Consider the following 14,470-nt stretch of genomic DNA (forward strand, 5'->3'; position numbering starts at 1 on the left):
AACTTTTTGAAAATTATTATAATATTCACATTGTCGAATCTATTAATAACATACAGCAATTGAATGCTTGCTTTGTATAATTACGTAAAACGTCAAAACACAGAATAATTCAATCCGCAACTGCCTATAAATGCTATATGTCACGGAAATTGCCTGAGCATTCAAAAAAAAGATTGAACCATCGAAAATGTGGATAAAATTATATTGTAAGTTTAATTTGATAACAGCAAGTACAATCACGCAAACTTGTCAATTGATTTTCACAAAGAACTCTAAGGGGTGCATAAAATTGAAATACAACTGCATTAGGTGCCAGCTAAACGAAGACATAAGAAAGATGGAAGTGAAGCTCGACCACCTGATATTTGAAAGAAAAGGGGATCTGATGGATCCGGAAATAGTTCAGCTTAGCGGGGATATAGAAAGGTATACTGCAGAATGTACAAACTGCAAGACAAGAAGGGATTCGATAGCAAATTCAAGCGGAAATAGCATTTTCGGATGTCATATATCGTTTTACTATTATGGTCTGTCACACCTTATTATGAACATGTGCAGTTATATAGCAAGCGGCGTCAGAAAAAATGAACTCGTTTTTCTTTCTATGGAGACGGAGGTTTTCGACAAACTCATGGCACTTCTGCAGCGTTTGAACATCCCAAGTGAGAGCATTTATTTATACCCGGTAGAGGAAATGATAATGCTAAACAAGGAGCGCGGCATATCGGTTCTTAAAAACAAGGTAGACGAATTCGTGAATGATGCCAAAAACAGGGGGTTTAGCGGTATACGATGGATTGGTCAGCCATCGTACGCCATGAAAAGAACTTCAAAATCTGATTTTCTTGAGTTTGAGCTTGCCCTTACCGAAATGGTTGCAGACAAGGAGATATCGATACTTTGCATTTACGATTCATACGACTATGTTACAACCAGAAAATATATCGATGAAGATGTAATGCGTGAGTCAGTTAATACTCACACTCATATTCTGGGAAACATGGATATTGATTAATATTAATTAAATATGAAATAAAAACCGTTTACAGACATAGAAATATGTTCGTAAACGGTTTTTTATTGGATTTTTCCGATATGAATTATCTCGCCCTCAAGTACTGCTCCGGCCAGTATTCAAGCTCATCGCCCAATTCCTTGGAGGCCTGAAGCGGCCAGTACGGATTCCTGAGCAGCTCCCTGCCAAAAAACACCATGTCAGCCCTTTCGTTTCTGATTATTTCATCCGCCATGGATGGTTTGCTTATTAGACCTCCTGAAATCACAGGCAGACCCGTAAGCCGCTTTATAGTCTCGGCAAATCTTGTCTGGTAACCTTCGTATGCAGGCACAGGCGCGCTAACAAGCCCTCCTGAGCTCACATTGACTATGTCTATGCCTTCGCCCTTTACAAGGTTTATAATGTCAGCCACATCATGTGGTCGGTTTCCAGCTTCGCAATACTCCTCTGCCGATACACGCAGGCACACGGGCTTATCATCCGGCCAAGACAGCTTTGCCCTTTTTACTATCTCCCTTAGGAAAGCCGCCCTATTTTCGACGCTCCCGCCATATTCGTCTGTTCTCTCGTTTGTGACAGGCGAGAGAAATTGGTTTATCAGGTAGCCGTGTGCGCCGTGTATTTCTATTATGTCAAAACCCACAGCCAAAGCTCTTTCAGCAGCCTGCCTGAATGCTTCGAAAACCTCCTCGATATCATCCAGTTCCATTTTCCTTGGTCTTTTGTATGTCAGGCTGTGCGAATCGAATTTTATGGGGGAGGGCGCTATTATGTCCTCGCCTTTCGCTTCGCACTTTCTGCCTGCGTGCGCCAGCTGTATGCCTATTTTGGATCCGTTCCGTTTGACCCTTCGTACTATCTCGCTTAATCCCTCAATTTGGGAATCATCCCAAATGCCAAGGTCCTCGCCGGTTATCCTGCCCCTGCTTTCCACGGCCGTGGCTTCGACCATAACAAGGCCCACACCGCCTATTGCCCTTGTCTCATAGTGCGTAAAGTGCCACTCGTTCGCATAACCATTTTCATTCGAGCTGTACATGCACATAGGCGCCATCATTATTCTGTTTCTTATGTGAAGATTTTTAATTGTTATGGGTGAAAAAATCCTGTTCATAAGCCACCTCCATATCATTATCCGAATTGCACTCAATATTTTTTCCCATCTGAACAACTCAAATATAATATCCATTATAGTATTCCCTTTTTTATTTTACCCAATACAATATATATCCAACACGTCTGCTAATACTTGATACATTCATCTAAGCGCTATTAGGGCATATATGCATCTCAACAAGCTCTGTTTTCAAAATCAAAACCCCGCCTGCGGGAGTGTTCTGCTGCCGCAAACGGGGTCAATATGCGTTTTATTAAAATATGCGCTTGGGAATTGTTTTGCAGAGAAGTTAAAACATCTTGATTTAGGCTTCCTCGCTGACAGCTACCTGCTCGGCAACTTTCGATGCGCCCACAGTTTTTACATCTTTTATTATCATTAGCACCAGCAGGAATATGCCTACATATCCGTTTATTACATAGATAATGTTAACCAGCCTGTCAAAGGGCACCTTGAGTCCTACAAAAGCTCCTATTATGGCAAGCACTATTGCCGCAGTCTTGAATTTGCTGCTCTTTTCATCAGCTATCCTTGCTGTAACAGTCCATAAGAGTGGCACTGATGTAGTATAAATTCCCGCTACAACTGTCACAGAGAATATAAGCGCTACAACAGGATGTATGTTGCCGGCTAGTATAAGAGATGGTATTTTGGATCCCGCCACCTGCTCAACGTTCGCCATAAGCCCAAGGGCTACCACTATTACAGCCGCCGAGAATCCGATTGCTCCGAATATTGCGCCCATTGTTGCTTCCTTCTTGCTGCTTGCGCCTGCGCCCATAGCCGACATAAAGGTCGCCAGCCATAGCATACAGAAACCAACGTATGAACCTGCTGCAAACAGCCAGTTGCTAGAAGCCTTGAGCAGATTGAGCTTAGGAATCACCTCGTTTGCTGTAGCAAGGCCCTCAGGATTTTTGAATATCGAAATAATTCCCAGGGTTATTGCCATCACTGCAATTGTAGGTCCTATCTTGCCTATTACATCTACTATTTTGCCAAGTCCGAATACAACGGTGCTCACAGCAAGTATAGCCATTCCTATTCCGCCCACCGCTACCGGAAGTCCGTATTGCTGCTGCACCGTTGCACCCGCGCCGCCAATCATTACGATAAAAGACATGTATATGAATAGCGTAGAGAAATAGTCATAAAATGTTCCGATTGTCTTTCCGCAATAATATGGATATATGTCGCTTCTTTTTTCAAACTTGTTGTTATAGCCAGCCATTATGAAACTAATGCCTACATACAGGAACAAGAGAAAAACTACTACAGAGCCCAGCACACCCATGTATCCATATGCTGTAAAGTACTGCATAATTTCCTGTCCTGTTGCAAATCCCGAGCCTATTAGAAATGCTATAAAGGCTCCGGCATACGTGGCCACCTGTTTGACATTGACTTTTGATGCATCCATAAATATCCTCTCCCTCCTTGGTGTGAGTCAAGGCATTAATTTTTACTTGCAGCAAATATGCAGCAGTTTCTGTATGTTATATTAAATGGCGGCTAGAGATGGCTTTGCAAGTCGTCTCTAGCCGCATGTCAGGCGTTAGCCTTCAAATACCGTCTGCTCGTCCACTTCTGTCTGCAGCGCCTTGAGTCCTCTCATCACAAGCTCTCTTCTTAGCTTCTTGTCGCCTTTGGCATCAAGCGCCGGATCTCCGAGAGGGTGAGGTATTCCTATTGCAGGCACTATTCTGTTGGCGCCTATTGTGAGTGATATAGGCACTACTGTGGCAAGGTGTACTACAGGTATTCCTGCTCTTTCAATTTCTTTTACCATCGTTGCTCCGCAACGAGTACAAGTGCCTCAGGTAGATGTCAGGATAACTGCTCCTACTCCGTCTTCAATAAGCTTTTTAGAAAAACTCTCGCCAAAGCCCTTTGCGTTGCCTACAGACGTTCCTGTTCCTGTAGTAGATACAAAATAATTGGCTAGCTCGCCTATTACACCTTCCCTTTCAAGGTCTCTCATTACGTCAAGAGGCACTACAAGGTTAGGATCTTTGACAACAAAGGCTCTGTCGTAGCCGCCGTGTATAGATGTGAAGTCGTCAGCTGACATTGAGTCCATTCCGGTGATGTCATATATTCCATATCTTGTTGCACTTGAAGATTCTATTCTGTCAGGGTTGTCATGAGGAACTATGCCGCCAGAAGTGACAATGGCAACCTTGACCTTTGACATGTCCTTAACGGCAGGGTTTGGTGGAACTCTGTCGAACACAGGCATTGGATACTCGGTCTCGAATTTTTCGCCGTTTAATTTATTCACAAGCATATCGATTGCTCTTTCTGAGCCTCTCTTTTCGTGGAAGAAGTTAGTCCTTATGCCCATCATGTGGTAGCCTTCCACCTCAGGAGGTCCAACAAGTTCGCCCTTTGCCTTTTTCATGACAAGCTTTGCAAGCTTAGGCATAGAGTTTCTAAGGTCTGCAGCCGAGTTGCCAGTTTCAATTATTTGAATGTCCTTCCTGTACATGTCAACACCTGGATTTTCAACATACATCCCAGTTACAGATGGTATGCCAAGATCCTCCTCTACAGCCTTTGCTATAGAGCCGCACGCCACGCCGTATCTTCCGGCGTTGAATGCTGGGCCGGCTACGAATGCGTCAGGCTGTGCGTCCTTTATCATCTCCAGGATTTCTTTTCTGGCGCTGTCCATGTTCTCCCCGTAGTAAGAGTCTCCGCATATAACTGTCGCTACAACCTCTGCTTCATCTCCAAGAGCTGCGGCTAGAGCCATACCTGGTCCTACTGCGCCTTCCCTCATTTCCGGAGGTATGTTGGCCTTCTCCTCTCCGCCGACTCCGGCAAAGAAGTTGTTTATATAGTGAACTACCTTTAGCTTTTTCATATCATGTCCTCCCCTATATCTTAATAGAATCTGGCTGTAAGCTTGTTGTAGCCGTTTGCTATTGTAGAAGCTATTATTATCTGCAGCTCTGCGTCAAAGCTTCCGTCCTCATTGATGCAGCCCTTGTAGCCGCCTATCATAGTCTCTACATAGTCGAGCATTCCTATAACCTTGTCCATAGCCGGGAAGTGCTCTATGAGGTTGCCTTGTCCGCATGATGCAACAGCATCGGCCTCTGGAGTTGCGTCTGCTACCGACTGGGATTTTCCGTCTCTTCCAGGGAACTCGTCAGTTATAAGCACAACCTTCGCTCCCGCCTGAGTACACTTCTTACAGTTCATCATAAGGTCAGTGTCAGGGTTGCCGTAGCCTTCTTCCGTTATTAGCACTCCGTCTATTCCAAGGAACTCGACTAGCTTTCCTACCATGTCTGAGCATCTTTCCTTGTCAGCCAGATACACGTTCTCGTTTGTAAGTATAACTCCAACGAAGTTGAGATCCTTGCCGTGTCTCTTATAGAGGTCTTCTATTACAGGGTTGTTGAGGTGGTGGAATGTAGTAACCTTGTCGCAAGGTGCAACGCAGTTTCCGCTTGTTATCGCGCCGTCCATTATCTCTGTAGGATACATGAATGTAGGTATAAACTGCTTGGCGTCAACGCCGTAGTAGTACGTGTCATGAAGAAGTCCCTGAGACTGCAGCATGTGCACATACGCAACCTTTGGAAGGTCAGGATATTCTTTTATCTGCTCAAGCAGAGGTTTTGTCTCGTATACAACCACTTCGTCAGGCTCGACATCGAGTCCCGCCTTGCCCACGTATTCGGCAGCTTTTAGTCCGACCATTCTTGCGGCAGCCTCGTATGCGTGAGTTTCAAGTCCCTCGACAGGCTCGACCACTATACACACGTTGTTGGTTTCCGAGAAAGGACAGTATTTTGCAATAGGTCCAGACATGTCTATGACACCTTCCTGGAAGCCCACTATCTTTCCGCATGTAAGCACTGTAGAACCTACTAGAGCATGAGTTCTTCCAGAGCCGACTGTTTTCACCTTGTTGGTCATTCCTGGGAACATGGCTCCAGAGCCTTCAACCTTGACCCTAGGCTCGATTACATCCTTTACAGGAGCAATCCTTACAGATTCGCCTGGTCTGGCAAGTTCGACGTTCACGCTTTTAATGCGGTCGTCCTGCATTGCCAAATCGATTATCTCCTGCTTGTTTACGTAGAGAACACCTTTTTCCACCGTGGTTTTCTCGCCAAACTGTACATCCTTGATAAATATCTTTCCAAGTTCAAGACGCAATAGAAACACCTCCCAAAGTATTTGAAAATGATTACGGTAATGAAAATTTATTCAACAGCGGCTTGATTGTTGCTCTTGCCGCTAAATGTTGCCCATCCTGCTAACTGCATTTTCGATTAACGAAAGGTCTACAATTCTGAAGTCTTTCAAAATATTCTCAGTCCAGGGCGGTGTGGGATAATTCTTCATGAATCTGAGCGCCGAGTCCATGCTCTTTTCGATTATGGCTACGCTTTCCACATCAAGAACGCCCTTACTCTTGCTTATAACAACTGACTTGTATGGAGTCTCATTTGGCTTGATGCTTCCCGAGAGGGGATGAGTATAAAGCGAGTGCCCCATATAAACAAGGTCCCTTACACACTCTAGAAGTTGGTAAAGAGAGCTTTTGTCGAGATAAAGCGTTTCAATATCCTTGTTGAATTTCTCGTATACAAGGCTGTTGTTCGTTATTATCAGTTTGTCCATGCATATCGTCCCCTATCGTTGTTGTCTGCTTAAGATTTCCGCTTCGCTTATGCTGCCGGATAATCTTTTTTGTTTCTTGTCATAATATATAAGCAAGCGGCGTGCCAACTTTTGATTTATATTGCAATTATTTATAATTCATCCTGAAAACCTTGCATTTGCCCATGTTTACAAAAAATAAAAAACAAGCCCCTTTTTCCAAGGAGCCTGTCTCGAGTCGGCTTTACATCGTTTCGGAATTAAATCTCTCTATGCTGTTATAAGTGAGAATTAAATCTCTCAATACCTGGCTTATACCCTGTTTATTGTGGGAACTTTATATCTCACAACTCAGCCATGCTTATGCTAGTCAACCATTTCGGAAGGCTGTGAAGCTTCCCTCAAGCCGAATTCAGCTATTTTTTTGGTCAGTTGCCTCCTGCTTATGTCGAGCAGCTTTGCCGCCTTTGACACATTGTTGCCGCAGACCTCGAGCACTCTTTCGATATATTCCGATTCGAAATCGCGCCGTATATCCCTAAGCGGCCTGACGTCGTATTCGCAGAGCACATCCGCCTGATTTTCAACATTTGGAAGGTCGCTCGCCCTGAGAACCCCATTTTCAGAAAGCACTACAAGCCTGTTTAATATGTTTCTCAGCTCGCGTATATTTCCCGGATAATCGTATGAAAGCAGGAAGCTCATTACTTCTTTTTGTACCGACGTTATCTCTTTTCCCATTTCAAGCTGCGCCTTGCCAAGAAAAAATTCTATTAAATCCGGCAGGTCCTCCCGCCTCTCCCGAAGCGGTGGAATAGTAATTACTATTGAACTGATTCTGTAGAAGAAATCTTCTCTAATTCTTCCTTCGACCATCTCCTGCTGCAGGTCCTTGTTAGTTGCGCATATGAGCCTGAAATCCACAGGCGCAGGAACGTTGCTGCCAATCTTTTCTATCCTTCTGGTCTCGAGAACTCTAAGAAGCTTTACCTGTATGTCGAGCGACACATCACCTATTTCATCCAGAAAAAGCGTGCCCTTGTCTGCCGCCTCGAATCTTCCCTTTCTGGAGTCCGAGGCCCCGGTAAAGGCACCTTTCTCATGTCCAAAGAGCTCTGATTCCAGAAGGCTTTCCGAAAATGCACAGCAGTTTACAGCTATAAAAGGCTTATCCTTTCTTTCGCTGCAGCTATGAATATATTTTGCAAATACCTCCTTACCAACACCAGACTCTCCCAGAAGCAGTATTGTAATATTACTCTTTGCGGCCTTTTCTGCGGTCTGAAGTGCCTTTTTGAACTTCTCGCTCCTTGTGCCAAGTAGGAACTCTCCGCCCAGGCTATCGCTGATATGCTGCTTCATCTTGTTTTGCAGCGCCGCGCTTTCACGAACCTTTTCGATTTCGCCGAGCAGCTCCTCAGGAGCATTCCCTTTTACAAAGTATGAAAAGGCTCCCTTCCTCATGGCTTCGACTGCATTCTCGATGCTGCCATAGCCCGTGACAAGTATCACCTCGATGTCCTTTTTTATTTTTTTTATTTCGCCTAGCAACTCCACACCGTCCATTCCCGGCATTATTAGATCGCTAAGCACAAGATCGTACTCATCTTTTTTTATCTTTACAAGTGCATCCTGGCCACTGACCGCGGTGTCAGCATCGTATGCATTGATTTCCAGTATTCTTTTTAGTATGTCTCTGTATTCATCTTCATCATCAACTATTAGTATTCTGAAGCTTGAGTCCGATTTCATCTTTTTCCTCCCTTAACGGTATTTCTATCCGGAATGTAGTGCCCTCTCCGGGTTTGCTGCTTGCTGTTATAGAGCCTCCGCATTTTTTGACTTCATTGTATGTTATATAGAGTCCCAGGCCTGTGCCCTTTCCTGCCGGCTTTGTAGTGAAGAACGGGTTGAAAATATTCTTTATGTCTTTTTCTTTTATGCCATCACCGTTGTCGCTGAACTCGAATACAACCGAATCTTCTTTCGTATATGATTTTATGGATATTCTGCCGCCTGACTCAATAGCATCCATTGAGTTTGAAATCAGGTTGATGAACACATGCTTAAGCGAATCCTGATGCAGGCAGCAGGAGATATCATCTGGGCACTCCACGCTTACGTCTATTGAATTCTTCTCCAGAGTTTTCCTTTCAAGGGCTATTATGCTTTCCAGAAAAATCCTTACATTTGTAAGCTGGCACTTGTCGCTGGATATCCTTACAAAATTCAGCAGGTTTTCGATTATTCCGCTGGCCCTTGTCACAGAATTTTCAATAGCAGCAACAGAACCCTGGATTTCAGCTTCATTGACATTCTGTGAATGTCTAAGGACATAGCAATGGCTCCTTATTATTCCGAGTGGATTTCTTATTTCATGCGCCACTCCCGAAGCCAGCTGACCTATGGCGAGCATCTTGTTGTCCTGCAGAAGTTTTTGCTCGCTCAGCTTCATATGTGTTATATCCTTAACCATAACTAGCGCGCTTTCCATATCCGGATCATCCCAGTTAAGAGGAAAAGTGCTCATGCTGTATATTATGTCTTCATGCTGAAATTCTAAGCTATGCTTTGAACTGGTCTTTAGCGTGTCTTTTATAAGCGGCAGGCATTCCTTAGCAGATAAGTCTTCGAAGTCCAGGAAGCTTCTGCCAATTAGCTCATGCTCCTGCAGTCCTGTAAATTCCGTGAAAGCCCTGTTGACAGTTTCCACCTTAAGACTGCTATCAAGAACAACCATACAATCAGTAATGCTGTCGAAGGTTGTCTGGAGTCTCTGGCGGCTCAGACTCAGCTCGCTCGTTTTTTTCAGAACCTCGCTCTTTAGAAGCCTGTTCCAAGAATACACCAGGTATATGCAAATGAAAAGGAGGCTTATAAGAAACGATGTTATAAGTATGACCTTTTCCGAGGATGTATCCTTAATAAAAGGTGTCGACACTCCAACCCATTTCTGCTGTATCTTTTCAGTCATGTTCTTTTTCTTTAAGTTATATATCCCCTTGTTGAGTATAGGCACCAGAACTTCTTTTGACTTTGGAACCGCAAGTACGACATTTTTATTGTACATAGGTTGTTCAAGTATCTTATAGTCCCACATCATGTTCTGTCTGTTCATGAAATGCACAATGACCGGCTCATCACCTATAGCCGCATCTGCCTCCCCAGAGGTCACTTTTTTCATGGCGCTTAGCACATCAGGTGTGTATATGAACTCGATATTGCTGACCCTGTTTTTGAGAAATTCTATGGCATAGTCGCCGTCAAGTACGGCAACTGTCTTTCCCTTAAGGTCATAGTAGCTGTCCACTTCTGATGATTTAGACATGAATATGTTGCCGCGAAGCTGGTAAATCGGATCTGTAAAGATGAATTTTTCCGATCTTTCCTCTGAAGGTATCAGGTCGAATATGTCCGTCTTCTCCTGCTCCAGGCTGCTCATTGACTCTATCCACCAGTTGGATGGCTCGAAGGAAATATCCTGGCCAATCTCTATCGAAAGCGCCCTTAAGGTGTCTACAACAAGGCCCTTGTACTGCAAGTCTATTTCGTCCTTGTATCTAAGCGGAGGAGAGCTCTGGTCCGAGCCGTATATTATCTTGCCGTGACTACTGAGCCAAGCCCGCTCGGCCACTGTGATCTCCTGTGATTTCCTGAAATACTCAACTAGCGAAATATCATACTTCATATTGAAATATGCATTTAAGAATATTAATACGAGCGCCGCCAATATGGCTATAGCCCCTAGTAGCTTCCTGCCCATCAATCCCATGCAAATTGCCTCCTGATATTTTTGTGCTCTGTCTCGCTCCTTAATTTTCAATACATATATGTTTGTGTCACCTAATTTATTCAAGGCATTATCATTTTTCACATCATTATTAATACAAGGATATATGCAAATTGAAAAATATGCAAGATAGGTTAGGTCAATTCAAGCATAATTAATCCGGATAACCGGCAGATATACGCATAATTTAAGAGAAAATTATATTGTTTCGCCATTTTTTTGTAACAAAATCGACATATTAAGGGTGTATAAATAATATATAGAGAAAAACAAAATTAGGCTTTATAGGTTGTCTTGCTTAAATATCTTTTTACTGTATAAGGAGGGTTTATCATGAAAAAGAGAATAACAAGAATGCTATCGATGGTGACTGCATTAATGATGATGCTAGGAAGCTTCTCATTCGCTGCAGACGACTTTGGAGCAGGCGCAGTTGCCGACAAGGACACTTTCACACTAGAGGAAATGCTGACATATGCAATACAGGATGAGTATCTGGCCAAAGCAGAATACAATGCTATAATGAAAGAATTCGGTGTGCAAAATCCTTTTGTAAACATCGAGAAAGCCGAAAACGTTCACATCAGCTTACTTGAACCTCTGTTCAAAGAATATTCGATTGAACTTCCTAAGGACGAAGCATACAAATATGTAGTCGTTCCTGACACTTTGAAAGAAGCATTCCAGACTGGTATAGATGCGGAAATAGCCAACATAGGCATATATGAAAAATTCCTTGAACAAAAAGATCTGCCTGACGATGTTAGATCCGTATTTGAAAGGCTAAAGGCTGCTTCTGAAAATCACCTTGCAGCTTTTGAAAGAGGACTTGAAAGAGCTGACAACAACGGGAACAGCAATAGAGCCATTAAAAGCAATAGCGGCTTTGGAAAAGGAAATAGTAACAGATTTAGAACGAACAACGCAAGGCAATCTGGACAATGCCAGCTTTAGTGTAATTGTAAAAACCTGGAATCGAATTTGATTCCAGGTTTTTTGTATGCAGGTTTAGTTGCATCTGCCAAAATATTATGTTTAATGTATCTTGGATGTAGAGATGCCGCCATCAAGAAGCTCTATATAGTATCTCCTCGATATATACTCGTATATCTCCCTCATGAGCTTAATGTCGCTCGTGTCTATAGTTCCTATGCTGTACCTTTTTTCAATATAGTCGTATATTTCGTCGTTCTTCTTTTCCGGTTCGAAGTATTCCTTGAGCAGTGATGTTATTGCTCCGACTACATGCTCGTCCGACAAGTTGTGATGCTGCACAAGCGGCTGAGCTGGCGCAAGCTCTGACTCAAGAAACTCTAGTATGGTAAGCTTCTGATCATGCGACAGCTTGAATCTTACAACCTCGTACTCAAGACATTTCGAATTCATATCCACAATGTACATGTTGAACTCGTCCTGCTTCTCGAAATATTTTCTATACTGCACCATGTCCTTTCCGAATGTTATCTTCACATTGGCATCCTTTCTCAGCGCCATGTTGAATATAAGCCTGTTCCCTTGTATGAATACATCATCAACAGCATGGGGCTCGCGAGATCCCTTGCACGCCTTGAAAAAGCCAATGCTTGAAGCGTCCTTTGTGGCTTCGGCAAACGACACCTCCGTGCGCGCCTCATCTATGAATATGAGCATGCTTTCAGGGTTTTTGCAAGCCATCCTCAGATAGAGCAGAGTCTTTTTGAGTTCTATGCATCTGAGGCTGTCCTCGACCTTCATCTGGACAGCCTTATCGATCACATAGCGCTTTATGCCGCCTCTATACAATTTAGAGTGAAGATAGTAGTCGATTAGGCCGCTGTTTTTTCTCGCCACCTCGCTGAGCTGCGCGCATATTGCTCCAATCTTTTCGTTCTTGTTTCCAAATGCTGCGGCAAACTTGTAATACTCAAGCTTTTGAAGCATGTGGTAGAAAAAAAATGGATCAAGCGAAATGTGAACCTTAGGCATCATAACGGCTTCAACCCGTGATGGAAGCTGGTGTTCTACCATGTGCTCCTTTATAAGCTCCCTCATCCTTGATTTTGCCGAGTCTACGATTGTATTGTACACGCTTTCGCTTGTAGTCTTTGACAGAGCGCCCAGTATCCTGTATAGTCCTTCGGCCTTGTCGTAGTCCATAAGGAAATCTACTGCAGCATTGTCAAGTGCATGCAGATCGACATCGAGACTTTCCCTATAAGGCTTTTCATATCTTGAAACTACAAACTCCACAAATTCTCTGCCACATGCCTGTATGTCAGTGGCGTAAAAAAGCTCCGCATACTCCTTGTAGCTGCCATAAGTGTTGAGCTGGAAGCCTATGTGCTCCATATTGATGGCGCAGTTAGCAAACTCCTTGAGTATGGACAGCATTCCCAGCTTCGAAGCAGCAAACGACAGATACTTTTGAATCTGCTCGTCTGATTCCCGCACTTCTTGCTCAAGCATATATGCCTGCTCCCCAAGCTTGTATGAGAGCTCCCCTTCCGAGAAGTCCTCATATGATGTGGTCCCAAAAATCACTGAATCTCCAAGTTCCCCAGTTTCTCTGGCCTTTTTAATTATCTCGAGTATATTGTCTTCATATCTTCCCATATTCATCCCCCGTGTTCGAAAATATAATAACTATAGTATACTCTGTGAACTATACTCATGACTAAAGTCACGAGCTTCCTGTTTCATCGAGCGCAGCCCTGCTATCTCTCGACATGGGGGTCTTACGCACTCTCCGCAGGCTTAAAATCGGACGAGACCACGCCCTATTTGTTACAGTTGGATTCTATATAAAGCTTTGTGTTAAGCAGTTTTAAGCTCTTTAAGGCCTTGCTTTAGTATGTTTTTGGCGGCGTTGAAGTCCCTATCGTGAACAGTTTTGCACTTTGGACACTCCCAGACCCTGATGTCAAGATCTTTGACATCGGGGTTTTTATGTTCGCAGACATGGCATAATTGGCTACTCGCAAAGAATGCGCCTACTTTGTGGAATTCTCTTTTGTGCCACTTTGACTTGTATTCAAGCATTGTGGCAAACCGGCTCCAGCTGACATCGCTGATGGCCTTGGAAAGGCGACGGTTCTTGAGCATGTTCTTAACCCTAAGCGTTTCGATGATAATGATTTGGTTGTCTCTCACTATCCGATGCGAAAGCTTATGCTGGAAGTCTTTCCTTATGTTAGCCACTTTCTGATGGAGCTTTGCCAGTTTAGCTTTGTTTTTGGCGTAATTCTTAGAACCCTTGTTTTTGCGTGAAAGGTTCCTTTGCAGCAAAGCAATGCGCTTTTCGTGTTTGGCAAGTGTTTTGGGATTGGCAATTTTCTCGCCGCTTGAGGTAACGACAAAGTCCTTGATGCCAAGGTCCAATCCTATTTCGCCATTGCCGGAAGGAATCTGGCTTACGCTGTCAGCTTCAACGCATACCGATGCGTAGAACTCGCCCGAACCGGTTTTCGAAACGGTAACGCTCTTGATTTGTCCGTCTATCGGTTTGTGGACATTGGCCTTGACCCAGCCCAGCTTTGGCAGCTTTATCGCTTCCTTGGAAAGCTCGATGTTGTAGTTGATTTTATCTTTGCCTTGGTTGGCCACAATGTAAGTCCTATAGCTTTGCTTGGGACCGTGCTTTCTTTTAAATTTCGGATACCTGTTCTGCCTGGAAAAGAATCGATTGAAGGCATCCCTTAAGTCCTCAAGTGCGCTTTGAAGGGCGTACTTGTCAGGCTCCTTAAGCCACGGCAGTTCATTTTTGAGCGCGGTGAGCTGCTTGTTGTACTTGTTGTAGGACTCGAATCTACTTTCGCTGGCCATGCCAAGAAAATGGTTATAGACAAATCTGGCGCAGCCGAAGGATTTATTGCACAGTTCTTCCTGCTCCGGCGTTGGATATATTCGTATTTTGTGTCCCATATTCATAGAAATTCACCTGCGCTTA

At 43.8% G+C, this 14,470-nt stretch carries 11 protein-coding genes; 2 read left to right on the forward strand and 9 right to left on the reverse strand.

The features are described 5' to 3' along the window. Positions 1–289: 289 nt before the first annotated feature. Positions 290–1,015: an MEDS domain-containing protein gene (locus tag EAL2_RS13350; RefSeq protein ID WP_025436856.1), complete on the forward strand. Its 726-nt coding sequence runs from the start codon at positions 290–292 to the stop codon at positions 1,013–1,015. Between the two features lie 85 nt (positions 1,016–1,100). Here EAL2_RS13350 and namA read toward each other — a convergent pair whose 3' ends face one another. The 7 genes from namA to EAL2_RS13390 all read right to left on the reverse strand — a co-directional run bounded on the left by namA (position 1,101) and on the right by EAL2_RS13390 (position 10,527). Then, entirely contained in the window at positions 1,101–2,132 is a 1,032-nt protein-coding gene (gene namA, locus EAL2_RS13355; RefSeq protein WP_025436857.1) for an NADPH dehydrogenase NamA, read from the reverse strand. A 307-nt stretch (positions 2,133–2,439) separates the two neighbouring features. Then, positions 2,440–3,555, reverse strand: a complete 1,116-nt coding sequence (locus EAL2_RS13360) for a YkvI family membrane protein (protein WP_025436858.1) — start codon at positions 3,553–3,555, stop codon at positions 2,440–2,442. Between the two features lie 135 nt (positions 3,556–3,690). Then, the gene (grdF, locus tag EAL2_RS13370; protein ID WP_084481329.1) at positions 3,691–5,001 is read right to left on the reverse strand and encodes a sarcosine reductase complex component B subunit beta; all 1,311 of its coding nucleotides are present in this window, start codon (positions 4,999–5,001) and stop codon (positions 3,691–3,693) included. 20 nt (positions 5,002–5,021) lie between these two features. Beyond that, a complete protein-coding gene (gene grdG, locus EAL2_RS13375; RefSeq protein WP_025436861.1) occupies positions 5,022–6,308 on the reverse strand; it encodes a sarcosine reductase complex component B subunit alpha in 1,287 nt (428 codons plus the stop codon). A gap of 81 nt (positions 6,309–6,389) precedes the next feature. Continuing rightward, complete coding sequence (locus EAL2_RS13380) at positions 6,390–6,776, reverse strand: GrdX family protein (protein WP_025436862.1); 387 nt, start codon at positions 6,774–6,776, stop codon at positions 6,390–6,392. A 345-nt stretch (positions 6,777–7,121) separates the two neighbouring features. After that, positions 7,122–8,507, reverse strand: coding sequence for a sigma-54-dependent transcriptional regulator (locus tag EAL2_RS13385; protein ID WP_025436863.1), 1,386 nt, complete (start codon positions 8,505–8,507; stop codon positions 7,122–7,124). Further along, positions 8,470–10,527 (reverse strand): ATP-binding protein, encoded by a 2,058-nt coding sequence (locus EAL2_RS13390; protein WP_051489275.1) that lies wholly within the window; start codon positions 10,525–10,527, stop codon positions 8,470–8,472. The genes EAL2_RS13385 and EAL2_RS13390 overlap by 38 nt, the downstream gene beginning before the upstream one ends. A 351-nt stretch (positions 10,528–10,878) precedes the next feature. On the opposite strand from EAL2_RS13390, the gene EAL2_RS13395 reads away from it, so the two are divergent. Then, positions 10,879–11,499 (forward strand): ferritin-like domain-containing protein, encoded by a 621-nt coding sequence (locus EAL2_RS13395; protein ID WP_025436865.1) that lies wholly within the window; start codon positions 10,879–10,881, stop codon positions 11,497–11,499. An 81-nt stretch (positions 11,500–11,580) separates the two neighbouring features. On the opposite strand, the gene EAL2_RS13400 is transcribed toward EAL2_RS13395, so the two are convergent. Both EAL2_RS13400 and tnpB read right to left on the reverse strand, forming a co-directional pair. Continuing rightward, positions 11,581–13,137 carry a hypothetical protein gene (locus EAL2_RS13400; RefSeq protein ID WP_025436866.1) on the reverse strand — a complete coding sequence of 519 codons (1,557 nt, stop codon included), beginning with the start codon at positions 13,135–13,137 and terminating at the stop codon, positions 11,581–11,583. 201 nt (positions 13,138–13,338) lie between these two features. Beyond that, a complete protein-coding gene (gene tnpB, locus EAL2_RS13405; protein ID WP_322787247.1) occupies positions 13,339–14,445 on the reverse strand; it encodes an IS200/IS605 family element RNA-guided endonuclease TnpB in 1,107 nt (368 codons plus the stop codon). Between the last annotated feature and the right edge of the window lie 25 nt (positions 14,446–14,470).

It is taken from the genome of Peptoclostridium acidaminophilum DSM 3953 (genome assembly GCF_000597865.1).
Lineage (GTDB): Bacteria > Bacillota > Clostridia > Peptostreptococcales > Peptostreptococcaceae > Peptoclostridium_A > Peptoclostridium_A acidaminophilum.

Bases quoted from the DNA above. Each gene is read 5' to 3' on its own strand.
- EAL2_RS13400 (WP_025436866.1), bottom strand. From the start codon at position 13,137: ATGGGAAGATATGAAGACAATATACTCGAGATAATTAAAAAGGCCAGA.
- namA (WP_025436857.1), bottom strand. From the start codon at position 2,132: ATGAACAGGATTTTTTCACCCATAACAATTAAAAATCTTCACATAAGA.
- EAL2_RS13385 (WP_025436863.1), bottom strand. From the start codon at position 8,507: ATGAAATCGGACTCAAGCTTCAGAATACTAATAGTTGATGATGAAGAT.
- EAL2_RS13360 (WP_025436858.1), bottom strand. From the start codon at position 3,555: ATGGATGCATCAAAAGTCAATGTCAAACAGGTGGCCACGTATGCCGGA.
- EAL2_RS13390 (WP_051489275.1), bottom strand. From the start codon at position 10,527: ATGGGATTGATGGGCAGGAAGCTACTAGGGGCTATAGCCATATTGGCG.
- tnpB (WP_322787247.1), bottom strand. From the start codon at position 14,445: ATGGGACACAAAATACGAATATATCCAACGCCGGAGCAGGAAGAACTG.
- EAL2_RS13380 (WP_025436862.1), bottom strand. From the start codon at position 6,776: ATGGACAAACTGATAATAACGAACAACAGCCTTGTATACGAGAAATTC.
- EAL2_RS13395 (WP_025436865.1), top strand. From the start codon at position 10,879: ATGAAAAAGAGAATAACAAGAATGCTATCGATGGTGACTGCATTAATG.